Genomic DNA, 23,916 nt, shown 5'->3' with positions numbered 1-23,916 from the left:
ATATGTAACAGAAGGATTATTTTAGATAGTCATGCTTCCAAATCCGCCATCAACTCGAATGAATGTACCAGTTACGAAGCTAGAAGCGTTTTCTGAAGCTAAGAATACAGCCGCTCCTTTTAACTCATCAGGGTTACCGAAACGATTCATTGGAGTGTGTCCCATGATTGATGCTACACGCTCTTCACTTAAGATTTTACGGTTTTGTTCAGCTGGAAAGAACCCTGGAATTATTGCATTGACACGAATTCCATTTGGTGCGAATTCTCTTGCTAAGAACTGAGTCATGCTGTTAACGCCAGCTTTAGATACTGAGTAAGTAAATACTTTAGATAGTGGTGTTGTAGATGAAACAGAAGAAATATTGATAATGCTTCCTTTACGTCCTTGATCAATCATTTTCTTCGCGAAAATTTGAGTTGCCACAACATATCCTTTAAGGTTTACATCCATGATTTTGTCATATTCATCCATATCAAGCTCAAAGAACGGAGTTGGACTGTTCATACCAGGAGCATTTAGAAGGATATCGATTCCGCCAGACCATGCTGTGATTTCTTGTGCAGCAGTTTCAAGTGATTCACGGTTAAGTACGTCTGCTGGGAAAGCTTTCGCAACTCCACCCTCTGCTTCAATTTCTTTAACAACTGCTTCTGCTCTTTCTAGGTTACGCCCAACAATGGCTACTTTTGCACCTTGTTCAGCAAAGCCTTTACAGATTGAAGAACCCAGTACACTATTTCCGCCAATGGCTACAGCTGTTTTTCCAGTTAAGTCAAATAAGTTAGTCATGTTTATTCCCCTTTTTCAATATGTAATTAGACTTATTCTGAAAAGAGGAATTTCTCCCCCAATAAATTCAGTTAAAATAAGTTTCCGTTTTCGTTGAAATCGAAGTCATAAAGGTCTGATGCCTGCTCAATATTTGGATGATTCTTGATGTAATCTAATAAGGCTTCGGATACTTCAATTTCACTTACATGCAGTGTATCTTTGATGCGAACCATTTTTACTGTTGAAAAATCTAAGATATTACATGTTTTGATGGCTGCTTGAATGGCTTCTTTATCATTTGGAAGTGTTGTTGCAATTTTCGTCGGCGCAACCACTGTTGAAGTCAATCCATTTGCATATGTGAACTCAAGGTCCATTTGGTCAACGAGTCGCTGAGTTGTGAAATCGGCCGTACCAACACCATTCGCATTACCTTCTGTTTCCGGCGTTAGGTTTAAGACAACCATTTTGTTCACTTCAGGACCGCCATGTGCATATGGAGTTGGATAGCGACCTGTAATATTAGGGTCCATGCCGTCCCCACTAATGTTTTTACCAATTTGATCAATGACAAGAACATCGATTTGATCAAAGAATAGTTTAGGTAGTAATTGTTTTGCTTGCGCTTGAAGTTCAGGTTCTTTCTCAATAATTTCATTTGTAAGCATAACTTCAATTCTTGCCACCCGATCAAAAGCGTTTTCTACAGTTGCAACGCCAAAAAGAAACGGTGTTTTTTCCATAATCATTTGTGCCATGGCGGGAACATTTTCTGCCATGTATTTGAAGCCTAACTGATGGCAAGCCTCTGCCCCTTTTTGCTTACCCAGACCAATGCTAATCATTTTTTGGATTCCACTTTCAACAGAACCACGGAAAGCGGTATGAGGTTTTACACGATTAATAACAACAATTCCGTCAGCTTTAGAAGCGTATTTATCAATGTAAACAGGTAAGCCATTTGGTAGTTCACCCAGCTTAATAACTTCCATCGAAGAACGTATTTCACAGCCAACACTTTCTTCTGTTACACCAAGATGTTTTAAAACATCACGTTGACCTTCAGCAGTTGCGCCACCATGACTGCCCATACTTGGTACAATAAAAGGCTTACCGCCCATATCCTTAATAAATTGCACAGTTATTTTTGTAAGGTCAACTAACGCATCAATTCCACGACTTCCCACAGCAATTGCAATTTCCATGCCTGGTTTAATGGTTTGTTTTACTTCTTCCCGATGTAATTTATTTGTTAAATCTTCTACAAGATTTTCAACTTTAGAATCATCAAAATGCTGTTTGACTTTAAGCATTTTTGGAACCGGAATATCCTTTAATAACTCTTGGAGAATACCCATGATAAGACTCCCTTCTATTAAAACTTCCATCATCTAAAAACAGTTTACGCATTTTTAGAACCGATGTCTCTATTTTTGCACTTAACCTTCGGAAGCCAATTGTGTGTAAATGTGTAATCCCTTACATCAAAAATGAGATTCTTACAAATAAAAGCCGGGGTTTCAATGTTGAAACCCCAACAGAGTAATTATTCCATCCAGTTTGTATGGAAGATTCCTTCTTTGTCAACACGTTGGTAAGTATGCGCACCAAAGTAATCGCGTTGTGCTTGAAGAAGGTTTGCAGGTAATGTTGCAGTACGATAACTGTCATAGTATGCAATTGCACTTGAGAAACATGGAACCGGAATTCCTTTTTCAATGGCAACTGAAATAACCTTACGTAAAGAATCTTGGTAACCTTCTGCAATTTCCTTGAAGTAAGGATCTAATAATAGGTTAGCTAGTTGTTGGTCACGGTCATATGCTTCTTTAATGTTTTGTAGGAATTTTGCACGAATGATACACCCGCCACGGAAAATCATTGCAATTTCACCGTAGTTTAAATTCCAGTCATATTCTTCAGAAGCGACACGCATTTGTGCAAAGCCTTGTGCATATGAAACGATTTTACTTAAGTAAAGTGCTTTACGTACTGCTTCAATAAGTTCCTGTTTATCTCCATCAAAACCTTGTGCAGATGGACCTGAAAGAACCTGGCTAGCTTTCACACGTTCATCTTTCATTGCTGAGATGAAACGAGCAAATACAGACTCAGTAATAATTGGTAGTGGAACACCTAGATCTAACGCATTTTGGCTAGTCCATTTACCAGTTCCTTTTTGACCAGCAGTGTCAAGGATAACGTCAACAAGTGGTTTACCAGTTTCTTCATCTTTTTTAGTGAAGATATCTGCTGTAATTTCAATTAAGTAACTGTCTAGTTCACCTTTGTTCCATTCAGCAAATACTTCATGAAGTTCATCTGTGCTTAAACCTAATACATTTTTAAGGATAAAATACGCTTCACAGATTAATTGCATATCTCCATATTCAATACCATTGTGTACCATTTTAACGTAATGTCCAGCACCATTTGGTCCGATATATGTACAGCAAGGGTCTCCTGATACTTTTGCAGAAATTGCGGTTAAGATTGGTTTGACAAGCTCGTAGGCTTCTTTTTGTCCGCCAGGCATGATTGAAGGTCCTTTTAATGCTCCCTCTTCACCACCAGAAACCCCAGTACCAATGAAGTGGATACCAGTAGATTCCAATTCTTTGTTTCGGCGAATTGTGTCTTGGAAGAATGTATTACCACCATCAATTAAAATATCATTTTCTTCAAGATATGGCTTTAATGAATCAATTGTTGCATCAGTTGCTGGACCAGCCTTAACCATTAATAAAATTTTGCGTGGCTTTTCTAGAGAATTAACAAATTCCTCTATTGTCTTGGCACCAACAAAGTTTTTGCCGACTGCTTCATTTTGAAGGAACTCTTCTGTTTTTTCGTATGAACGGTTAAAAACAGCTACAGAGTATCCTCTGCTTTCTATGTTCAACGCTAAGTTTTTACCCATTACTGCTAAACCAACTACACCAATTTGTTGCTTAGACATTTAAAATCAAACCTTTCTACTTATGTAATAAAGATAGAAAACAAATCATGATGTTATTTTGTGTTTCTTTTAAAGTGATTATGACAATTTAAATTAAAAGTTTATGTCTCACTTAAATAATTAATTTGTTTCCTAAACTAACTATTTATATTATAGAAGATTATCCTCTTTAAATCAATTCATCAATTGTTGAATTTTGTAGATTCTATGAAGATTATAAACTTTTATTTTTAAAATTCTCATAAAATCTATGAAATTTATTAATTGATTATCTTATAAATAGTGTTACAATGAGTAATAATTTAAATTTTCAATTTTGTGGTACTTTTTAATTGGAGGTAGTTTTAATGGCAGAATTACGCAGTAACATGATTAAATCAGGATTTGATCGGGCTCCACATAGAAGCTTGCTTCGTGCAGCTGGAGTTAAAGAGGAAGATTTTAACAAACCTTTTATCGCGGTGGTCAACTCATATATTGATATTGTTCCAGGTCATGTACATTTACAAGAGTTTGGAAAAATTGTCAAAGAAGCAATTCGTGAAGCTGGTGGTGTTCCATTTGAAATGAACACAATTGGTGTTGATGATGGAATCGCAATGGGTCATATTGGAATGAGATATTCCCTGCCGAGTCGTGAAATTATTGCTGACTCAGTTGAAACAGTTGTTTCCGCACACTGGTTTGATGGAATGGTATGTATTCCAAACTGTGACAAAATCACACCGGGAATGATGATGGCTGCAATGCGTCTGAACATCCCTACCATCTTTGTTAGCGGTGGTCCAATGAAAGCTGGTCGTGATGCAGCAGGTAATGCTCTTAACCTGAACTCTGTGTTTGAAGGAGTTGGAGCTTTCCAATCCGGTCAAATTGACGAAGCTAGATTAACAGAAATTGAACAAGTTGCTTGCCCTACATGCGGTTCTTGTTCTGGTATGTTTACAGCAAACTCTATGAACTGTTTAGCTGAAGGACTTGGTCTTGCTCTTCCAGGCAACGGTACAATATTAGCTGTCGCTGAAGAAAGAAAAGAATTTGTTAAAGAATCTGCAAAACAATTAATGTATTTAATCGAAAAAGACATTAAGCCACGTGATATCGTTACAGTAGACACAATCGATAATGCGTTTGCTTTGGATATGGCGATGGGCGGTTCAACAAATACTGTTCTTCATACTCTTGCGTTGGCAAATGAAGCTGAAATTGAGTACTCTTTAGAACGTATTAATGAAATTGCAGCGCGTGTTCCGCACTTAGCAAAAATCGCCCCTGCTTCGGATCATCATATTGAAGATGTCCACAATGCTGGTGGTGTTAGTGCGATTATCAATGAATTACTAAAAAAACCGGGTGCCATAAACGGAGATTGTTTAACTGTGACTGGTAAAACATTACGTGAGAATGTGGCTGGCTGCGAAATTACGGATCACAATGTCATCCGACCACTTGAAAATCCGCATTCCGAACAAGGTGGATTAGCGATCTTATTCGGTAACCTTGCTCCTGAGGGTGCTGTAGTTAAGGTAGGTGCGGTTGATCCATCGGTTGGCGGCTACCATAGGGGCCCTGCTGTTTGCTTCGATTCGCAAGAAGATGCCCTATCAGCTATCATTGTTGGTAAGGTAAAAGAAGGCGATGTCGTTGTTATTCGCTATGAAGGTCCTAAAGGCGGTCCTGGAATGCCAGAGATGCTCGCACCTACATCCCAAATTGTTGGTAGAGGTCTAGGAGCAAAAGTCGGCTTAATTACGGATGGACGTTTCTCAGGTGCATCTCGTGGTATTTCAATTGGTCATATCTCTCCAGAAGCTGCTGAAGGCGGACCAATTGCATTTGTTCATGATGGAGACATAATTGAACTTGATTTAAATAATCGTAAAATCACTTTAGAAATTTCTGATGAAGAATTTGAAAAACGAAAAGCTGAATGGAAAGGCTTTGAACCAAAAGTGAAAAAAGGCTACCTTGCTCGTTACTCAAAACTTGTCACAAATGCTAGCACTGGTGGAATTATGAAAATCTAATAATCTATCAAAACAGCCTGATTCACTGGATTAGGCTGTTTTTTTGCGATTACAAGAATTGTGTTGAAATGAACTTGTTGATAAAATAAATGAAAACGGCTCTTATAGCTTTAAATGGAGTGAAAAAAATGAGTGCAGATAAAAAATTATTAGGAGAAAAACGGAGAGAATCGATTATCAAATGGTTAAAGGAAAGCCCCTCCCCTATTATTGGTGAGGATCTTTCAAAACGGGCAAATGTAAGTCGTCAAGTAATTGTTCAGGATATCTCGTTATTAAAGGCAAAAAATGAACCAATTGTTGCAACGAGTCAGGGCTATATATATTTGCAGGAACAACCAATAGATGATCATATATCAAGAATAATTGCCGTGAAGCATACTTCGGATCAGACTGCCGAGGAACTAAATATTTTAGTTGATAATGGAGTAACCGTTCGAGATGTGATTGTCGAACATCCAGTGTACGGGGAAATAGCAGGATCATTAATGATAAAAAATCGGTTTGAAGTGAAGCGTTTTATTGAAAAATTATCTGAAACAAATGCCTCGCTCCTCTCATTGCTGACGAATGGAGTGCACTTACATACAATTGAAGCAGATTCAGTTGAAAAATTAGATGCAGCCTGTGAAGCCTTGCAAGAAGTGAATATTTTATTAAAAGAATAATACATTAGAAAGCAACAGTCACTTTGGACTGTTGCTTTTTTTAATCAAACCATTATCTTACAAATATCATTTGTAAATTCAACGGGATCTTGAATTGGCAGACCCTCAATAAGTAGAGCTTGGTTATACAATAAATGGGTATACAAATCAAGCTTTGTTTTATCTTGTTCAAATGCCGTTTTTAATGACGCGAACACTTCATGGTGGACGTTAATTTCTAACACTTTATCAGCCTTAACATTTTGGTTGTCAGGCATTGCATTCAAAATTTTCTCCATTTCGATAGAGATCTCACCATCTGTTGATAAACAAACTGGATGTGTTTTAAGACGTTTAGATATTCTCACATCTGAAACCTTTCCAGCTAATGCATTTTTCATATATTCAAATAGCTCTTTGTTTTCATTTTGTTCTTTTTCTGTTGCTTTTTCGCTTTCATTTGGTTCGAAACCTAGATCACTGCTTGAAACTGATTTGAATTCTTTTTCTTTGTAATTCATGAGCATTTTAATTGCAAATTCGTCAATGTCCTCAGTAAAATATAGGATTTCAAAGCCCTTATCCGCTACTAATTCAGTTTGTGGCAGTTTGTCAATGCGCTCGACAGAATCACCAGTTGCATAATAAATATATTTTTGATCTTCAGGCATTCTTGAGACATATTCATCTAATGAGACGGGCTTTTTCTCTTTGGAAGAATAGAATAGCAACAAATCTTGTAGCGTTTCTTTATTGCTTCCATAATCACTGTATACACCAAACTTTAACCCCCGACCAAAGCTGTCAAAGAACTTTTCATATTTTTCGCGTTCATTTTTTAACATGCTTTGTAATTCGCTTTTAATTTTTTTATTGATGTTTTTAGCAATCAGCTTTAATTGACGGTCCTGCTGAAGCATTTCTCTTGAAATATTAAGCGATAAATCCTCAGAATCTACCAATCCTTTTACAAAGCTAAAATAATCTGGAAGTAAATCAGCGGATTTGTTCATAATTAAAACGCCGTTTGAATAAAGCTCTAACCCTTTTTCATATTCTTTTGAGTAATAATCAAATGGAATATTTTCAGGAATATATAAAATGGCATTGTAGCGGATTGTCCCATCAACACTGATGTGAATATGCTTTAATGGTTTATCAAATCCATAGTGCTTTTCATTATAGAACTTTTCATAGTCTTCATCAGATAGTTCGCTTTTGTTTTTTCTCCAAATTGGAACCATGCTGTTGATAACTTCTTCTTCTGTTACCTGCTCGTATTCAGATTCGCTTCCATCTTTAAGTTTGCTTGTTGTAACATCCATCTTAATTGGATAGCGAATGAAATCTGAATATTTTTTGATGATTGATTTTAAGCGATATTCCTCTAAAAATTCATCATAGGATTCTTCTTCGGTATTTTCTTTGATTTTTAAGGTAATTTCCGTTCCAACTGTATCTTTTTCAACTGTTTCAATGGTGTACCCATCTGCACCTGTTGACTCCCATTTGTATGCTTCTTCGCTGCCAAGTGCTTTACTTATAACAGTTACAACGTCGGCAACCATAAAAGCTGCATAAAAACCGACACCGAATTGTCCAATGATATCATGGCCATCTTTAATTTCAGTTTCCTTTTTAAAAGCTAATGAACCGCTTTTTGCGATTGTTCCAAGATTTGTTTCAAGTTCTTCCTTTGTCATCCCAATACCAGAATCGGTGATAGTGAGAGTCCGCTTTTCTTTGTCCGGTAGGATTTTGATGAAATAGCTTTCCTTATCAAATTGATAGCGGTCATCTGTTAATGCCTTATAATAAATTTTGTCAATTGCATCACTTGAGTTTGAAATTAACTCGCGTAAAAATACCTCACGCTGTGAATAAATCGAGTTGATCATCATTTCTAATAACCTTTTAGACTCTGCTTTAAATTGTTTCTTAGACATAACTAGTTCCCCTTTCGAAATTGTTGATATTTTGTTTAGCACTCGCAACATCGGAGTGCTAATGCCCAACTTTTTAATACCATATATTTTTTTATCTGTCAATTAAGCAGATATTTATTTGGTCAAAAATGCTGCGATTTCCTTCCGATGCTTATGGTATGATTTGTCTCCCAGTTCTACTAGAAAATCGATAAATTCTGGAGCATCAAACGGAACCTCCTGACCGAGGTCTTCGTTAATCCGAAAATAGTGATCACCAAGCAAATGCTGACAATGGTAGGTTACTGATTCCGATGAAAGATTTAGGGCTAGGTCTAGTAACTTCGGTGTCATTCTCATGGATGGCAGATGAAATGGCAGCCATTTGGTTACTCCCCACTCTTTTTGGGTTTCAATTGCGAAATTAATCTTTTGTAGGCCAGTACCAATCGACATAATATGAATGTCTTCCAAGTTCTTTTTAAAATGATGCTGGGCCTCTGTGATACAAACAAGTGATGGATTATTTGCCCAAAGTCCCCCATCTATTGCTAAATAGTGATTATTAATATTATTTGGCGGGAAAAAGACGGGTGCTGAACATGAAGAAAGAACGACATCCCAAAGTTTTATGGAGTGATCGTCCTGCTCGGTATTCCCATAATTCGATCGATGAACAAATGGATTTCCATGAGTGATATCAACCGTTGGTATGAGAAGCGGTTTCTTAATATCAAATAAGGTTGTTTCACCAAATGCACCTTGGATAAAGTGGCGTAAAAAACGGTCACTATAAAAACTTTTTAGAAACCCGATTTTCGATTGTTTTGTAAAAATTTTTTCTCCATATTTAATATAGTTTTCTTTTACCTCTCCCATATCTAGTTCTAGGATTGCAGAAGCCGCGACAATTGCACCTGTACTTGTTCCGGCAATCATATCAAACATTTCCGAAATGGGTTTCTTAGATTCTTTTTCTATTGCTTGTAAAATGGCAACCGCATAGACTCCGCGAATTCCGCCCCCATCAATACAAAGGATTTTCATATTTTTCACCTTTTTAAGAGTTTTTCTATAAGTATTCCCTTTGGGGCATAGAGGTATAAGTGAAAAAAAGATGCCTTATTTTACAGGCACCCCCTATTTATTGATCCATACTCGATTTCCTTCTTCTCGTCTTGTGTATTGGTGATAATCCAGTAACTCCAAGAAGGGTATGAGATATTTACGAGAAAGAGATAGGATTTCTTTTGCCTCTGACAAGCTAAAATTTTCATCGGTTTTTGCTTGTAATTCAACAACAGCTTTGTCAAATGCATTTTTGTAAATCAGTGTATCTTCATTAAGCATAAATGCTTGATTTGTTTTAAGCAGGTAACTTTTGAGCTCATTTGATGCTTGTTTAGAGAGGCTACCATGTTTGATATAATCAGCCCATTTTTGGGGTTGGATGCCGTCATTCCTCAGTGACGAAACAATGATCTCCATCGATTCATTTGGAAGGCTAGGCTTAAAATTTGATACCGCCAAAAATTGATCTACTTTCGTTATTTTATCGAGTTGCAGCAACTCATCTATACAATACTCAATTAAATTTTTATTTTGACCAAGGGCTTGTAGAAGTTCGGCTTTACTCATGCCAATTCGTAATGGAAATCCTTCGTGATACCCTGTTAATTTGTTTAATATCTCTTCATTGATTTTAAGAATCGTTCTTTTTAAACAATATACTTGTTTAGTGATTTTAACGTACTTACCCGTTCTAAGGCCACCATTAATAATTTCGTTTACTTCATCCTCTTGTAATGAAGAAATCTGAATCAGCTGAAGTTTTGATAATTGTTGCTTCTTAATCAGCAAGTTATCTATAATTTCGGCAGGGGAACTCTTTAATTGTTTCTTGAGCATAGAAATTGTTTCTTCACCAAAACGGTACTTCTGCGCTTGAGGTTGAATAATCCATCCCCCGCCTAGCGTTTCAACCGGAGTAGGTCTGCGTAAAATAAACCTGTCCCCTCGCCGTACAACAATTTCTTCCTCCAAGCGAATCTGGCAAAGTATTTCATTAGCCGATTCTTTAACTTCTTTTCGATCAAAAAAGACAATTTTTCCGTAAGCTTCACTCGTTCCAATATGCAGCTTAACGGGTGAGCGCTGCTTAAGTGGAGTCGCAAGTGTTGAAACAAGCTGCAGAGCAATATCTATCGTGCTCGTCACCTGGAAGTTTTCTGAATCCACAAGTACATCACCACGCTTTATTTCATCCTTTGTAGCCCCGGTAATGTTTAGCGCAACTCTTTGCCCTGCTTGTGCTTTTTCTGTTTCGTGATTATGGACTTGGATTTGCCGAATTTTTATTTTTTGCCCTGATGGTAAAAGTGTTAGCGAACTGTCCTTATTCACCATACCTTCAAAAACGGTTCCTCTTACAACTGTTCCATGTCCCTGAACCGAAAAGGCCTGATCAATTGGTAATCGAAATGCGCCAGTGCTATCTTTTTGTTCGAGACCTATGATTTCCTTTTGAATAGCTTGCTTTAGTTCCGGTATCCCTTTTTCCGTAAGACTATCAACATAAAGAATCGGTGCATCATTATATTCTGTATCTGCCAATACTACTTTTATTTCTTCAGCAGCAAGCTCAAGTAGATCTTCCTCTACTCTGCTAATCCTCGAAATGACGACCATACATTTTTTAATCCCTAAAAATTTCAAAATCTGAAGGTGCTCCAATGTTTGTGGCATGACTCCTTCATCAGCAGCTATCACAAGTAACACAAGGTCGATCCCGGCAACGCCAGCTATCATTTGCCGAATAAAACGTTCGTGTCCCGGTACATCTACTATGGATATATGGATTCCGTTATCAAGTTTTAGGGGCGCATAGCCTGGTTCTATTGAGATTTGGCGTTCTTTTTCTTCTTTTAATCGGTCGGTATCAACACCAGTTAATGCCTTTGTTAATGTTGTTTTCCCATGATCAATATGACCAGCCATTCCGATCGTATAAAATGCTTCTGTCATGCCTGCCACCTCCCCGTTATTTTCCGTCTTTTCTTCTATCTACTTTACTAGTTTGAATGTGAATAATTCAAGCTTGATGATTATTATTTGCCTATAAAAGAGTTTACTGTTTATAATGAAAGTTGTTCTATATTGGGGTTGGCTGGGGTGCTGGTGTCCCCCTGGGTCTTCAAAACCCGTAAGGGAGGCGCGTGTCGTCTCCGGTGGGTTCGATTCCCACACAGTCCCGCCAATATTGATATTAAATTTGATATAAAATAATGTGGAAGGAGTGATGTTGATGTCTAAGAAGGAAGAAATCATTAAATTAACCTCCCTTTCAACAAAAGCTGGCTGAGGATGCAAAATCGGTCCTGAGGACCTGACGCAGGTTCTGCGTCATTTGCCGAAAGCTACACCAAATCCAAATCTATTAGTTGGTCTCGATACCCCTGATGATGCAGGAGTATATAAAATCAATGATGAGCTTGCACTTGTGCAAACACTGGACTTTTTTACACCAATTGTGGACGACCCTTATATGTTTGGGCAAATTGCCGCTGCAAATGCTCTAAGTGATGTCTATGCAATGGGAGGAAAGCCAATTACGGTAATGAATATCGTTGCCTTCCCTATCAATACTTTGGATAAAAGTATTTTAGCGGAGATTCTAGCGGGTGCTGGTGAAAAAGTGAGAGAATCAGGTGCCTCATTAGTCGGTGGTCACTCCATCGATGACAAAGAACCGAAATTCGGCTTATCTGTAACCGGTACAGTTCATCCAGATCGAATTCGTGCAAATGCTGGTGCTAAGCCGGGTGATCGGCTTATCTTAACGAAGCCGATCGGTGTTGGGATTTTAACCACAGCGATTAAAAGAGATCTTTTAGAACGAGAGGATATTAAAAAAGTAACTGAAGTCATGGCAACATTGAATAAGAATGCTGCTGAGGTAATGGACAACTATCAGGTCCATGCCTGTACCGATGTAACGGGGTTTGGTCTTCTTGGCCATGCAATGGAAATGGCTGAAGGAAGCAATGTAGGGATGACCATTCAGTTTGCAAATGTCCCTATTTTACCAAGAACAAAAGAGCTTGCTGAACAAAAGGTAGTTCCTGGTGGAACAAAGAAAAATCATACTTGGATTGCTGACAGAGTGGATTATAATTCTAATTTAGACGAACTTGACCAACTCATTTTATGTGATGCGATTACATCTGGCGGACTCCTAGTATCCGTTCCGGAAGCTGAAGCCGAAAAAATGTTGCTAGAGCTTCATGAAAAGAATGTAGAAGCGAGCATCATTGGTGAAGTTACAAGCGAAAATCCCGGTTTTATTAAGGTAGTTTAAAGGACTCGAAACTGAGTCCTTTTTACGTGGTTAGGAAATAATAACAAAAACAATATGATTTAAGAGGTGTCTATTTTGAAAAAGAGAATGATTTATACAATTTGGCTAGTTTTTATCATACTACTAACAGCATGCGGTTCAAATGCTGATGAGAATATTAATGAGGAGGAAAAGCCTTTTACAATCGGAGTTATTCCTGTCCAGACGGTTGGTGAAATGGAAACGGCTATGGATAAGCTTCAATCCATTTTAACAAAGGAATTAAACCGTAAAGTATCAGTTGAGGTGTATCCTGATTATAACGGTGTTGTTGAAGCGATGAATTATAATAAAATTGATATGGCATATTTTGGTCCATTAACCTATGTAGTAGCTCATGAAAAAAGTGGGGCGAAAGCAATTATTACGCAATTGATTGACGGTGAACCATTCTATCATTCTTATATCATCACTCATAAAGATAGCCCATTAAATTCAATAGAAGATTTGGTTGCAAAATCTAAGGAAATTGATTTTGCATTTGGTGATATTAACTCAACATCAGGTTCCCTCATCCCTTCTATTGAACTAAAAGATCGTGGAGTTTTCGAATCTGAGGATGTTAACCAATTTAAATCTGTCCGATATACAGGGTCTCACGATGCAACTGCCTTGGCTGTTCAAAATCAACAGGTCGGCGCTGGTGCCATTGATAGTGCGATCTATAATCAGCTTGTTGAGTCAGGAAAAATTAATGGCACATTAATAAAAACAATCTGGCAATCAGAAAAATTATTCCAATATCCATGGGCAGTTCATAAAGACACGGATGAGGATACCATTCAAAAACTAAAGGATGCCTTTTTAGCTATCGATGATGAAGAAATCCTAGCTGCTTTTGGTGCCAGCGGATTTACAGAAGCTTCTAATGAGGACTATGAAAGTATCCGTCGGGCTGCTATAAAACAAGGAATTATAAATGAATAGAGCTGATCGTCATGTGGTTTAAACGAGCTACTTTCCTTTATGTAGTTCTTCTAGTATTTGCGATGTTTGTGAGTATGAGATTAACCGAATTTGATCTTTCAAAATTTCGTGATTTTCGAAATATGATTGATTTCCTCTCACAATGGTTTCCTATGGATTTTTCAGCTTTGTCCCAGTTGCTAAGGGATAGTGCTGAGACACTTGCGATGGCTTTTTTAGGAAGTGTTTTTGGGCTTATTATTGCTTTATCGATTAGTTTTCTAGCTGCCAAAAATACGTCACCATCTGCAATTGTTTTCAATTTTACAAGGGTTTTAATGAGCTTTGTTCGATCTATTCCAGAAATTGTATTCGGCTTAATATTATTAACAGCGTTGGGGCTTGGGCCCTTCCCTGCCGTCCTAGCTATCATGTTTCATAATATCGGAGTTCTTGGAAAATTGATTTCTGAACTGATTGAATCGGCAGAACCTGGTCCGCACGAGGCCATGAGGGCAGTTGGTTCAAAAAACTGGTGGGCATCCCTTTTTAGCATTCTTCCACAAATTTGGCCAAATGTTTTGTCCCAATATTTTTACCGTTTTGAGGTTGCGATCAGAACCTCCCTCATTCTTGGTTTTATTGGTGGAGGCGGCATTGGTCAACGTCTCTTTAATGATTTTAAAAGTTTTCAATATTCTTCCGTTTCTTTGGATGTGTTCTTAATCATGATTATTGTGATTTTGGTAGATTCATTTGGAAGCTATGTCAGAAATAAGGTGATTTAAGTGGAGAGCAAAGAAATGATTAAATTAACAGATGTTACTGTCTATTATCCGAATACAGACCGCCCTGCTCTCTCATCTGTTAATCTTAGATTGAATGAAGGTGAATTTGTCTGTGTTCTCGGAAAAAGCGGAGCTGGGAAATCGACGCTCATCCGTTGTATGAATGGCTTACAGCAGCCAACAAGTGGTGAAGTTTATTGGAATGGGGAACCATTTACAAATAAAAATAAGGAACAACAGCGCCTCATCCGAAGGGAAATCGGAATGATTTTTCAACATTTTAACCTGATTCCCCGTTTGACGGTTTTACAAAATACGTTAACAGGTATGTTCGGCTATCGAAGTTCGGTGAAAAATTTGATTGGGATATTTTCTAAGGATGAAATTGAAAATGCAAAACGTATTTTGGATATTGTGGGCCTTTCTGAATTTGAGAATCGTCGGATTGAACATTTGAGCGGTGGTCAAAAGCAACGTGTAGGGATTGCGCGGGCCTTATTGCAAAAGCCACGTGTTTTTCTTGGAGATGAACCGGTTGCAAGCTTAGATCCGGGAACTTCCAATCGCATCTTTACATTACTCAAAGAATTACATGACCGTCACAGACTTTTATCCGTAATAAATCTTCATGATGTGGACCTTGCTAAACAGTTTGCAACAAGACTGATTACCCTAAAAAAAGGGGAAATCATTTTTGACGGAAAGCCGGATGATTTTACACAGGAAATGTTTGATCAGACCTACCATTCATGAAAGTAATCCCTATGAAGGTAGTAATTGTATTCTTTTTCGTGAATTGTTATACTTCAAGTATATAAATAGAAAAGAAGGTACATACTTTGTCGAAAAAGAAATTACAATATTGGCTTATTCAAGTCCTATTAATTTTAACGATTATCTTTGTTTCTACGAAAATTACGTTTTTATTTAAACCAATCGGTGTATTTTTTTCAACAGTCTTTTTCCCGATTTTGATCACTGGCTTTCTTTATTTTCTTTTAAATCCCGTCGTCAAATTTCTTCATCGCCATAAAGTTCCAAAAAGCCTAGGGATATTAATTATTTATATTGTATTTTTTGGGTTGCTCGTAATTGCAGGCGTGAATTTAGTTCCGATTATTTCAAATCAATTTACGGCTCTCGGAAATGCCTTACCAGGGTATGCGAATCAAGCGATGGACTTTTTCGAGGATTTCTCCAAATCATCAGAATTCAAGTGGATTCAAGCTGAACAGCAGGATCTTTTGAACACAATGGAAGAAAAACTAATTGCATTTGCGAATACGATCCCAAATCGTATTACGGGTGGAATTACTCAAATTATTGGGGTTGTAACGAGTATCGCAATCATCCTTGTAACTGTACCGTTTCTATTATTCTATATGTTTAAGGACGGCGACCGCTTGCCGCACGCGATTGCAAGGTTTTTCCCGTCAGTATACAGGGACGAAGCCCTTACAATTTTAAAAGAAACAGGCGAAACACTTTCTGCTTATATTCAAGGGCAGGTTACAGTGGCTTTAGCTGTTGGAACATTATCTTTTATCGGGTATCTGATTATCGATTTACCGTTTGCACTTGTGATGGCATTGATTGTTGCAGTGACAAATATTATTCCGTATGTTGGACCACTTCTAGGGGGTGCTCCTGCCGTAATTGTGGCACTATTTGACTCCCCTATGAAGGCTGCATTAGTGGTGGTAGTAATTGTAATTGCACAGCAAATTGAAGGAAATGTCCTCTCCCCTTTAATTCTTGGGAAAACTTTAGATACACATCCTGCTACGATTATCATCCTTTTGCTTGCAGCGGGAAATCTGGCAGGTGTGTTGGGAATGATTTTAGCAATTCCAACCTATGCCGTAGTTAAAACAATTGTCATCAATATTGCAAAATTCCTAAAAGCAAAGAAAAAGGCAGAACTTACGGCAGATATATGAATAAAAGCCACGGAACAAAATGTTTCGTGGCTTATTTATTCATATTGTTGCGAGCCCTACCTCTCTGGCGATTAACTCATAGGATTTGATTCTGTCCTCTGGGGAGTGTGTAATTGTAACGATCATGATTTCATCGGCTTGGTATGCCTGTTTAATTTCTTGAAGTCTTTCTTTCACAAATTTTGGGGTTCCAATGACGGCTTTTTGTTTGAAATTATCAAAGCCTTCATGGAGATTTTCCTTTTCTAAGTATTCCTTTGCTTCTGAAAAGGATGGAATGCCTTCCTTCCCTTCCCTCTTCTCTTTTTGCTTAGCCCACACATATGAACTTAATGCGATGTCTTCTGCTTTCTCCTTGGTCTCAGCACAAATAGCAGATACAGTTACAATCACTTGTGATTTGTCCCCTTCTATTCGAGGTGTGAAGTTATTAATGTATTCCTTGACGATTTCAACGCCATCATTGTCGCTCATGAACAGTCCGAATGTGTATGCTACCCCTTTTTCCGCAGCAAGTATGGCACTTTTTTTGCTCGTGCCTAATAACCAAGGCACAGGCGGTGTTGATGGTATTGGAGAAGCTATAAGGTTAGCAAATTCATGATCAGCAGGAAAATCATTATGTATAAAATGAAGTAGCAAATCGATTAATTCTGGCATCTTCCATACCTGTTGTAAAAAATTATCAGATAACGCGTTGGCCGCTTCAGCAGAGCCACCAGGCGCCCTGCCAATACCGATGTCTATACGATTTGGAAAGAGGGTTGCAAGCATATTGTAGACCTCGGCTACTTTATATGGTTTATAGTGAGGAAGCAAAACAGCGCCAGAACCAATTCGTATAGATTTTGTTTGAGCACCAATATAGCCAAGCATAACTTCCGGTGCCGGGCATGCCAGACCAGATAAATCGTGATGCTCAGCAATCCAATATCTTGTGTAGCCTAATCGTTCACCTGCTTGAGCTAGTTTCATTGACTCAAACAATGCTTCCTGAGGTGTTTGATTAGCCGAAATAGGAGCTTGATCTAAAATACTTAATTTCATCTTAACTCCCTCCTACTCTCTCATTTCTCTTAGTGTTAGTGTGAAGACCCCAACCTGATCCTTTTCATAAAGATTCGTAATTGAGGTTGAGTATTCTTGGATTGAAACTTTACAAGCAATATTTCGATCAGGAACCTTTAAATCAAAATTCCCTTTATATAAAAGTGTGGTTACATCATGGTAATCTGCATGAGATACTTTAAAATCGATTTTTACTAATAAAATATCATTACTATTGTCTTCCTGATAATTAGAAACTTCCAATTTGTAATCATTTAAGTATATTTCAGTCACCATTGGTCAGCACTCCTCTTTGTTATTGCGAATTTCCATCGTAATGAATAGTCCACTTCTATTTTCCGCAACTGTTAATCCTTTTGCTTTAATATGTCAATTATATAATAGTTTTTAACTGGATTTCGAATAATTGGTTTTCAGTAGGAACATGTTTTGCTAAAATGGGTAAGATAATAATAAAATGCAATTATCAGGAATAACGCGCAATTATCTAGATTATAGCGCAATTATCCAGAATAAAGTGCAATTAGATGAGTTAAGGAGTTGTATGTTTTGAGATTCCAGTGGAACTTAATATTAGGACTTATATTTGCACTAATTATCGCAATATTTGCTGTTGTAAATGTGGATTCTGTAAGAGTTAATTTTGTGTTTGGTTATACAGAGATTCCACTTATTTTAATCATTTTGGGTTCAGCTTTACTTGGTGGACTGATTGTAGGTATGTTCGGTATTCTCCGCCAATTCAAGCAGCAAAGACAAATCAAAAAGCTTGAGAAAGAGTTACAGCAACTTAATGGTACAATGGTTGAAGAAACGCCTTCCGGGAAAAGTACAGAAGTAGAAACAACAGAAAAAGCAGATAGTAAATAATGAGGAAAGGTTTTGTACCTTTCCTTTATTGTTATTTAACTTGTATTCCCTCTGTCGGCTCCAACAACCCCATGTCTAAACAGGTTTCAAGCAGTAAAGCTTTCTTCTCTTTGTGAAATTGAATCTCAATTCTATCTCCAGTGACTGAAACAATTGTTCCGTGCCCAAAGACACGATGTTTTACGACCAATCCCTCTCTAATTTCTTCAGCCTTTCTAATCGCATTTGGATTATAAGGGACAACCGAATTTTCTCGTAAATGCTTTTTCTGAGGCTCCAGTGCAGCTGCTCTAGCCGGAGGAGATATGATATTTTTTACATTTGCCACAAACCGAGACTGGGCAACCTCTTTTCCATTTTGCTTTTTATAGGATAAGAGCTCTAGCTCTTGTTCAGCACGGGTCATCCCAACATAAAATAGTCGAACGGCTTCTTCCATGAGTGCCCTTTCGCCATCCTTATATTTATTAATCTCATCATGTGATGGAATCACTCCTTCAATCAGATCAATCATATAAACCTTTTTAAACTCAAGCCCTTTTGAGCTATGAAAGGTGGAAAGGGTGATCGCATCTTTATTCTTATTAAATTTTGAAACTTTCATCAGATTTTCGAGATGCTTTAATCGTTCTGCAAATTGTTCCATCGTATCGAGTGTATCGGCAATTTCCTCAAGTGTTTGAAGTACGCTGAACAAGTAATCCGTTTTAAATCCAAGCTTCTTGCTCATTTCCTTTATTGTTTTATCATACCCAAGATCATTTCTAATGAACTTAATCGCTTTAAGTGGTTTAGCCCCCTTCATTTGTTGAAAGGTTTTCTGACATGCTTGAATTTGCTTCACTTGATAGTCCTTCAAGCCTTTATTTTGTAAAAGTCGTTCAAAAATGGATTCAGTTGGCTTCTTTTTTGCCAATTCGAACAATTGTTCTCTAGATAAATAAAAGCCGCATTTCGTGTAAATTTGCTGGAAAATATCGACTCGTTTATCTGTAAAAGTCATTCTCATAAAATTCAAGATGTCTTTGACGACCCAATGTGAGAAAAATCGATTATCAGAATCTTTTATATAAAAAGGGATTTGATTCCGATCAAGCTCATTGATTAGCATGATCGATGAAGAGTTGTTCCGATATAATACAGCAACATCTTTCTTCTTTTCTGCTATCTCAATTTCTTGTACAAGATATTTGGCTTGTATGCGATAATCGTCAAATTGTGTAACCACAATAGGCTTATGATTAGGGTGTTCGGTGAACATATTTTTGTCATAGCGATCCTTATTCCGCTTAATGAATCGGTTGGCAACATCAACAATATCTTTGGACGAACGATAATTCTGCTCCATTTTTAGGAGAACTGCATCAGGATATACCTTTTTAAAATCTAGCAAATACTTCGGTTCCGCTCCCCTCCATGAATAAATCGATTGATCGTCATCTGCCACGACATATATATTTTGATGAGGTTTTACTAGCTTCTCAATAATTTTATGCTGAACGAGCGAGGTATCCTGACTTTCATCTGTTAGTACATACTCATAGCGGCTTTGGTATTTTCGCAGAATCATTTGATCCTTACAAAATGCATCATTTGCAATAGTTAACATATCGTCATAATCAAGTAAGAGATTACTTGGATTTGTGTTCTTTATTTTTTCATATTCCTCAAAAATAGTCTCAACAAAAGGAATATCACAATTAATATTATTCCACTTATCCCGTGGAAGTAGCCTATTCTTAATAAAACTAATATAGGTTGTTAATTCTTCAAGCTGCTCTTCCGTGATGTTCTCACCATTCATCATTTTATAAATTTTCCGTAATAGTAATTTTTTATTTGGACCGCCATCTGAATTTCCTTCAATCAATTGATAGGGCACTTTTTGTTTATACAAAAAATCCCGTACCACCTGAAATGCAAGACTATGAATCGTTGAAAAGTCCACTGAATCATTGGGATGTTCTGGAAAAAAACGAGCAAATCTTTCTTTCATATCAGCTGCGGATGCACGGCTAAAGGTTACAGCCTTTATTCGAGATGGTTCAACCCCTTCTACTTCAATTAAATACCCAATTCGCATAATCGTTGTTGTCGTTTTACCCGAACCAGGTGATGCTAATAAGAGTAAAGGTCCCTTTGTGTGGAGAACAGCCTTTTTCTGAACGTTATTTAGCAGTACACCTAGCTGCTCTTTTTTTTGAATAAAAAAGTTTTCCCCCTTATTCATGTTAGCCCACCTCCTATTTATTCGAAATTCCATTATAAATTCTATCATTTTTATTGACAAGGATGTTGAAATCAATCCGGATTACTGAGACATAAAACAAGGTAATAAATGGTACGTTATATAAAGGAAGAAATTTAGAGGTGATAAACTTGGATTATAGAATTGAAAAAGATACGATGGGCGAAATCAAAGTTCCAATTGATGCTTACTGGGCTGCTCAAACCCAACGAAGTAAAGAAAACTTTAGAATTGGAACGGAAAAGATGCCACAGGGAGTGATTGAAGCTTTTGCAATTTTAAAAAGAAGTGCAGCCATTACCAATGAAAAGCTTCAGAAATTAAGTTCAAATAAAGCTAAAGCAATTACAAAAGCTTGTGACGAGATTTTATCCGGTGCCATTTTTGGGCATTTTCCACTAGTTGTGTGGCAAACTGGGAGCGGGACACAATCAAATATGAATGTAAATGAGGTTGTTGCAAATCGTGCAAACTATTGGCTAAAGGATCATGGAATTGATGAGAAAGTCCACCCGAATGATGATGTCAATATGAGTCAAAGTTCAAATGACACTTTTCCAACCGCGATGTATATTGCCGGTGTGAGAGCAGTAAATGAACGCCTTATCCCAGCGATCGATTCATTACAAGCCACATTTCAAGAAAAGGAAAAAGAATTTGATTCAATCGTAAAAATTGGAAGAACCCATCTTCAGGATGCTACCCCTTTAACTCTGGGTCAGGAAATTAGCGGTTGGGTCCATATGTTAAAGCGTTCTAAGGAGATGATCATAGAATCGACTGAAAAAATGTGTGCACTTGCGATTGGTGGTACAGCAGTTGGGACGGGGATTAATGCTCATCCGAAGTTTGGTGAGAATGTTGCAAAGGAAATTTCAGAGTACACAAAGTTCTCTTTTTTCTCATCCGAAAATAAATTCCATGCCCTGACCAGTCATGATGAGATTGTTTATGCGCACGGTGCTTTAAAAGCATTGGCAGGTGATTTAATGAAAATCGCAAATGATGTGAGATGGCTTGCAAGTGGTCCACGCTGTGGGATTGGAGAAATTACGATTCCCGAAAATGAACCTGGAAGCTCCATAATGCCCGGAAAAGTAAACCCGACCCAGAGTGAAGCTCTTACGATGGTTGCAGTTCAGGTCATGGGTAATGATGCAACAATTGGAATTGCAGCAAGCCAAGGAAATTTTGAATTAAATGTATTTAAGCCTGTGATCATCTATAATTTTCTTCAATCGGTGAGACTGTTAGCTGATTCAATGGAATCTTTTACTAATAATTGTGCGATTGGAATTAAAGCGAATGAAGCAGTCATCTCTAAATACTTGCAAGATTCGTTAATGCTTGTAACCGCGCTAAATCCTTATATTGGCTATGAAAATGCAGCCACCATTGCAAAGCATGCCCATAAACACAATTCCTCGTTAAAAGAGGCATCCATACAGCTTGGATTGTTAACAGAAGAACAATTTGAACAATATGTAAAACCTGAGGATATGGTGCACCCTAAGGAATAAAAAATAGCCTTCCAGATTCGGAAGGCTACACTTTTTACAGCTTAGAAAATTCCTCTACTAATTCATTAAATTTCTTTAGTGAGTTTTCAATTGGTGATGGAGTAGTAAGATCTACCCCTGTTTTTTTCAATAGCTCCAATGGGTAATCAGAACTGCCGCTTTTTAAGAATTCAAGATAAGAGGTTAGTGTTGTTTCATCCCCTTCAAGAATCTTCGTTGCGATATGAATCGCTGACGCAAAACCTGTAGCGTACTTATACACATAAAACGGACGGTAAAAATGTGGAATTCGTGCCCAGCCATATTTGACTTCGTCATCAAAGACTAAATCTTCGCCATGGTATTCTCTAAATAATCCTTCATACACTTCACTAAAGGATTCCACATTTAACGGCAGACCTTGTTCGGCCATTTCATGGGTCTTCTTTTCAAATTCCGCAAACATAACCTGAGTAAATAAGGTTCCTTTAAATTTATCTATAAAATGATTGATGAGGAATTTCTTGACCTCTTCATTTTCTTCCGTATTCAATAGGTAGTTGATTAATAAAACTTCATTAACAGTTGAAGCAACCTCTGCAACAAAAATACTATATCGAGCTGTAATTTGTGGTTGGTGCTCTGAGCTTAGTTTACTGTGTACCCCGTGTCCGCATTCATGAACAAGCGTAAATAAGCTATCTAAGTCATCCTGATGATTTAAAAGAATATATGGATGAACCCCATATACCCCTAAATTATAGGCGCCTGATCGCTTCCCTGGCGTCTCTCTTACATCAAAGTAGCGTAATTCTCTAAATTCTCTAAGCGCATTGATGTAATCTTTACCTAATGGAGAAAGTGCCTTACACATTGTTTCAAATGCTTCATCATAGGAAATATCCTTCTTTGCCCCGCTTACGAGGGGAACACTTAAATCGTATTGGCGGAGCTCATCAAGACCCAATTTTTCTTTACGGAGGCTGGTATATTTGTGCATTGCTCCAATATTTTTCTTTGTTGTTTCGATTAAATTTTCATAAACGTCCTTTGGAACATTATCTCCGAATAATGCTTTTTCAAGTGCTGAAGGATAGCTCCTTAACTTTGAAATTGTGACATTATTTTTAATGGCTGCAGATAAGGTTGACGCGATTGAATTTTTCAAGTGTATATAAGGCTCATAATAGGCTTTGTATGCTTCTTTTCGCTTTTCACGGTCCTCATCCTCAATTAGCTTTGCGTACATCCCTCTTGTAAGTTCAACCTTCTCACCGTTATCTTTCGTTACCATGCCAAAGCGAATATCGGCGTTATTTATCATTCCATATGTTGTGCTTGGTGCTGAAAGTGCTTCGCCTAATCGGGACAAAATTTCTTCCTGATCTTTATTTAATACATGTGGCTTATAACGGAAGGATTCCAGGAGGTCTTTTTCAAAATATTGAAGCCCCTTTTCTTCGGCAATGTATCTTTTTAGCGTTTCTTCATCTAAGCTTAATAAAAATGGCATGAAAAAAGAATTCGCTGAGCTCACCTTTACACTAAGCTGTTTGGCGCGATCTAAATAAGATTGTGATTTCGTCACTCTCGTATCTTCATCCACTTTTAACATTGCATAGGCATAGAGCTTGTTAAAGTGGAAGGACATTTTTTCACTTAAGGTAAGATAATCATACAAGGAATGTCCGTCATGGATATTTCCATCAAAATTTCCGAGTTCCTCTCCCATTTTTTCAATGAGCTGATAAACATCCTCCCATTTACTCAGGTCAGAATAGAGATCATCTAAGTTCCATTTTTCTTGTTCAGGTACTTCATTTCGAGACGAATACGTAGTTGTCATCGCAATTCTCCTTTTAATAAATT

19 protein-coding genes and 1 tRNA gene are annotated in these 23,916 nt (G+C 37.5%); 10 read left to right on the top strand and 10 right to left on the bottom strand.

The features are described from left to right. Nucleotides 1-21: 21 nt before the first annotated feature. The 3 genes from LKW28_RS10330 to gndA all read right to left on the bottom strand — a co-directional run bounded on the left by LKW28_RS10330 (nt 22) and on the right by gndA (nt 3,733). On the bottom strand, nt 22-792 hold the full coding sequence (locus LKW28_RS10330; RefSeq protein WP_229140279.1) for an SDR family oxidoreductase: 771 nt from the start codon (nt 790-792) through the stop codon (nt 22-24). 71 nt (nt 793-863) lie between these two features. Continuing rightward, nucleotides 864-2,132 carry a lactate racemase domain-containing protein gene (locus LKW28_RS10325; RefSeq protein ID WP_229140278.1) on the bottom strand — a complete coding sequence of 423 codons (1,269 nt, stop codon included), beginning with the start codon at nt 2,130-2,132 and terminating at the stop codon, nt 864-866. Nucleotides 2,133-2,320: 188 nt separating this feature from the next. Then, entirely contained in the window at nt 2,321-3,733 is a 1,413-nt protein-coding gene (gene gndA, locus LKW28_RS10320; RefSeq protein ID WP_229140277.1) for an NADP-dependent phosphogluconate dehydrogenase, read from the bottom strand. 347 nt (nt 3,734-4,080) lie between these two features. Here gndA and ilvD point away from each other — a divergent pair, with 347 nt between their 5' ends. Both ilvD and LKW28_RS10310 read left to right on the top strand, forming a co-directional pair. Further along, a complete protein-coding gene (gene ilvD, locus LKW28_RS10315; RefSeq protein ID WP_229140276.1) occupies nt 4,081-5,760 on the top strand; it encodes a dihydroxy-acid dehydratase in 1,680 nt (559 codons plus the stop codon). A gap of 128 nt (nt 5,761-5,888) precedes the next feature. Next, nucleotides 5,889-6,428, top strand: a complete 540-nt coding sequence (locus tag LKW28_RS10310) for a transcription repressor NadR (protein WP_229140275.1) — start codon at nt 5,889-5,891, stop codon at nt 6,426-6,428. Nucleotides 6,429-6,472: 44 nt separating this feature from the next. Here the strand turns inward: LKW28_RS10310 and htpG are convergent, their stop codons facing one another. The 3 genes from htpG to selB all read right to left on the bottom strand — a co-directional run bounded on the left by htpG (nt 6,473) and on the right by selB (nt 11,356). Continuing rightward, nucleotides 6,473-8,353, bottom strand: coding sequence for a molecular chaperone HtpG (gene htpG, locus LKW28_RS10305; protein WP_229140274.1), 1,881 nt, complete (start codon nt 8,351-8,353; stop codon nt 6,473-6,475). Between the two features lie 114 nt (nt 8,354-8,467). Next, a complete protein-coding gene (locus LKW28_RS10300; RefSeq protein WP_229140273.1) occupies nt 8,468-9,379 on the bottom strand; it encodes a CBASS cGAMP-activated phospholipase in 912 nt (303 codons plus the stop codon). A gap of 93 nt (nt 9,380-9,472) precedes the next feature. Beyond that, nucleotides 9,473-11,356, bottom strand: coding sequence for a selenocysteine-specific translation elongation factor (gene selB, locus LKW28_RS10295; protein WP_229140272.1), 1,884 nt, complete (start codon nt 11,354-11,356; stop codon nt 9,473-9,475). A 134-nt stretch (nt 11,357-11,490) separates the two neighbouring features. On the opposite strand from selB, the gene LKW28_RS10290 reads away from it, so the two are divergent. The 6 genes from LKW28_RS10290 to LKW28_RS10265 all read left to right on the top strand — a co-directional run bounded on the left by LKW28_RS10290 (nt 11,491) and on the right by LKW28_RS10265 (nt 16,362). Continuing rightward, nucleotides 11,491-11,588, top strand: a tRNA-Sec gene (locus LKW28_RS10290). A 48-nt stretch (nt 11,589-11,636) separates the two neighbouring features. Next, nucleotides 11,637-12,689, top strand: a complete 1,053-nt coding sequence (selD, locus tag LKW28_RS10285) for a selenide, water dikinase SelD (RefSeq protein WP_229140271.1) — start codon at nt 11,637-11,639, stop codon at nt 12,687-12,689. 75 nt (nt 12,690-12,764) lie between these two features. Continuing rightward, nucleotides 12,765-13,655, top strand: coding sequence for a phosphate/phosphite/phosphonate ABC transporter substrate-binding protein (phnD, locus tag LKW28_RS10280; protein WP_420708857.1), 891 nt, complete (start codon nt 12,765-12,767; stop codon nt 13,653-13,655). Nucleotides 13,656-13,666: 11 nt separating this feature from the next. After that, nucleotides 13,667-14,422 (top strand): phosphonate ABC transporter, permease protein PhnE, encoded by a 756-nt coding sequence (phnE, locus tag LKW28_RS10275; protein WP_229140270.1) that lies wholly within the window; start codon nt 13,667-13,669, stop codon nt 14,420-14,422. A gap of 15 nt (nt 14,423-14,437) precedes the next feature. Further along, nucleotides 14,438-15,175 carry a phosphonate ABC transporter ATP-binding protein gene (phnC, locus tag LKW28_RS10270; RefSeq protein WP_229140269.1) on the top strand — a complete coding sequence of 246 codons (738 nt, stop codon included), beginning with the start codon at nt 14,438-14,440 and terminating at the stop codon, nt 15,173-15,175. An 86-nt stretch (nt 15,176-15,261) separates the two neighbouring features. Then, complete coding sequence (locus tag LKW28_RS10265; RefSeq protein WP_229140268.1) at nt 15,262-16,362, top strand: AI-2E family transporter; 1,101 nt, start codon at nt 15,262-15,264, stop codon at nt 16,360-16,362. 39 nt (nt 16,363-16,401) lie between these two features. Here the strand turns inward: LKW28_RS10265 and LKW28_RS10260 are convergent, their stop codons facing one another. Further along, nucleotides 16,402-17,409, bottom strand: a complete 1,008-nt coding sequence (locus LKW28_RS10260) for an LLM class flavin-dependent oxidoreductase (RefSeq protein WP_229140267.1) — start codon at nt 17,407-17,409, stop codon at nt 16,402-16,404. A gap of 12 nt (nt 17,410-17,421) precedes the next feature. Beyond that, complete coding sequence (locus tag LKW28_RS10255) at nt 17,422-17,706, bottom strand: DUF3219 family protein (RefSeq protein ID WP_229140266.1); 285 nt, start codon at nt 17,704-17,706, stop codon at nt 17,422-17,424. A gap of 273 nt (nt 17,707-17,979) precedes the next feature. Here LKW28_RS10255 and LKW28_RS10250 point away from each other — a divergent pair, with 273 nt between their 5' ends. Beyond that, nucleotides 17,980-18,300, top strand: coding sequence for a LapA family protein (locus LKW28_RS10250; protein WP_229140265.1), 321 nt, complete (start codon nt 17,980-17,982; stop codon nt 18,298-18,300). 31 nt (nt 18,301-18,331) lie between these two features. Here LKW28_RS10250 and LKW28_RS10245 read toward each other — a convergent pair whose 3' ends face one another. Next, a complete protein-coding gene (locus tag LKW28_RS10245; RefSeq protein ID WP_229140264.1) occupies nt 18,332-20,530 on the bottom strand; it encodes an ATP-dependent helicase in 2,199 nt (732 codons plus the stop codon). 149 nt (nt 20,531-20,679) lie between these two features. Here LKW28_RS10245 and fumC point away from each other — a divergent pair, with 149 nt between their 5' ends. Next, nucleotides 20,680-22,068, top strand: coding sequence for a class II fumarate hydratase (gene fumC / locus LKW28_RS10240; protein ID WP_229140263.1), 1,389 nt, complete (start codon nt 20,680-20,682; stop codon nt 22,066-22,068). Nucleotides 22,069-22,102: 34 nt separating this feature from the next. Here the strand turns inward: fumC and pepF are convergent, their stop codons facing one another. Then, the gene (gene pepF, locus LKW28_RS10235; RefSeq protein WP_229140262.1) at nt 22,103-23,893 is read right to left on the bottom strand and encodes an oligoendopeptidase F; all 1,791 of its coding nucleotides are present in this window, start codon (nt 23,891-23,893) and stop codon (nt 22,103-22,105) included. Between the last annotated feature and the right edge of the window lie 23 nt (nt 23,894-23,916).

Source organism: Bacillus sp. REN16, from assembly GCF_020731355.1.
Lineage (GTDB): Bacteria > Bacillota > Bacilli > Bacillales > Bacillaceae_L > Ferdinandcohnia.
This window is presented reverse-complemented; position numbering and strand designations above follow the sequence as displayed.

What these genes read in the sequence shown, in the direction of transcription:
- pepF (WP_229140262.1), bottom strand. Translation starts at nt 23,893, where the DNA reads ATGACAACTACGTATTCGTCTCGAAATGAAGTACCTGAACAAGAAAAA.
- phnE (WP_229140270.1), top strand. Translation starts at nt 13,667, where the DNA reads ATGTGGTTTAAACGAGCTACTTTCCTTTATGTAGTTCTTCTAGTATTT.
- htpG (WP_229140274.1), bottom strand. Translation starts at nt 8,353, where the DNA reads ATGTCTAAGAAACAATTTAAAGCAGAGTCTAAAAGGTTATTAGAAATG.
- LKW28_RS10255 (WP_229140266.1), bottom strand. Translation starts at nt 17,706, where the DNA reads ATGGTGACTGAAATATACTTAAATGATTACAAATTGGAAGTTTCTAAT.
- gndA (WP_229140277.1), bottom strand. Translation starts at nt 3,733, where the DNA reads ATGTCTAAGCAACAAATTGGTGTAGTTGGTTTAGCAGTAATGGGTAAA.
- LKW28_RS10245 (WP_229140264.1), bottom strand. Translation starts at nt 20,530, where the DNA reads ATGAATAAGGGGGAAAACTTTTTTATTCAAAAAAAAGAGCAGCTAGGT.
- LKW28_RS10310 (WP_229140275.1), top strand. Translation starts at nt 5,889, where the DNA reads ATGAGTGCAGATAAAAAATTATTAGGAGAAAAACGGAGAGAATCGATT.
- phnC (WP_229140269.1), top strand. Translation starts at nt 14,438, where the DNA reads ATGATTAAATTAACAGATGTTACTGTCTATTATCCGAATACAGACCGC.
- LKW28_RS10325 (WP_229140278.1), bottom strand. Translation starts at nt 2,132, where the DNA reads ATGGGTATTCTCCAAGAGTTATTAAAGGATATTCCGGTTCCAAAAATG.
- ilvD (WP_229140276.1), top strand. Translation starts at nt 4,081, where the DNA reads ATGGCAGAATTACGCAGTAACATGATTAAATCAGGATTTGATCGGGCT.
- selB (WP_229140272.1), bottom strand. Translation starts at nt 11,356, where the DNA reads ATGACAGAAGCATTTTATACGATCGGAATGGCTGGTCATATTGATCAT.
- LKW28_RS10330 (WP_229140279.1), bottom strand. Translation starts at nt 792, where the DNA reads ATGACTAACTTATTTGACTTAACTGGAAAAACAGCTGTAGCCATTGGC.
- LKW28_RS10300 (WP_229140273.1), bottom strand. Translation starts at nt 9,379, where the DNA reads ATGAAAATCCTTTGTATTGATGGGGGCGGAATTCGCGGAGTCTATGCG.
- LKW28_RS10260 (WP_229140267.1), bottom strand. Translation starts at nt 17,409, where the DNA reads ATGAAATTAAGTATTTTAGATCAAGCTCCTATTTCGGCTAATCAAACA.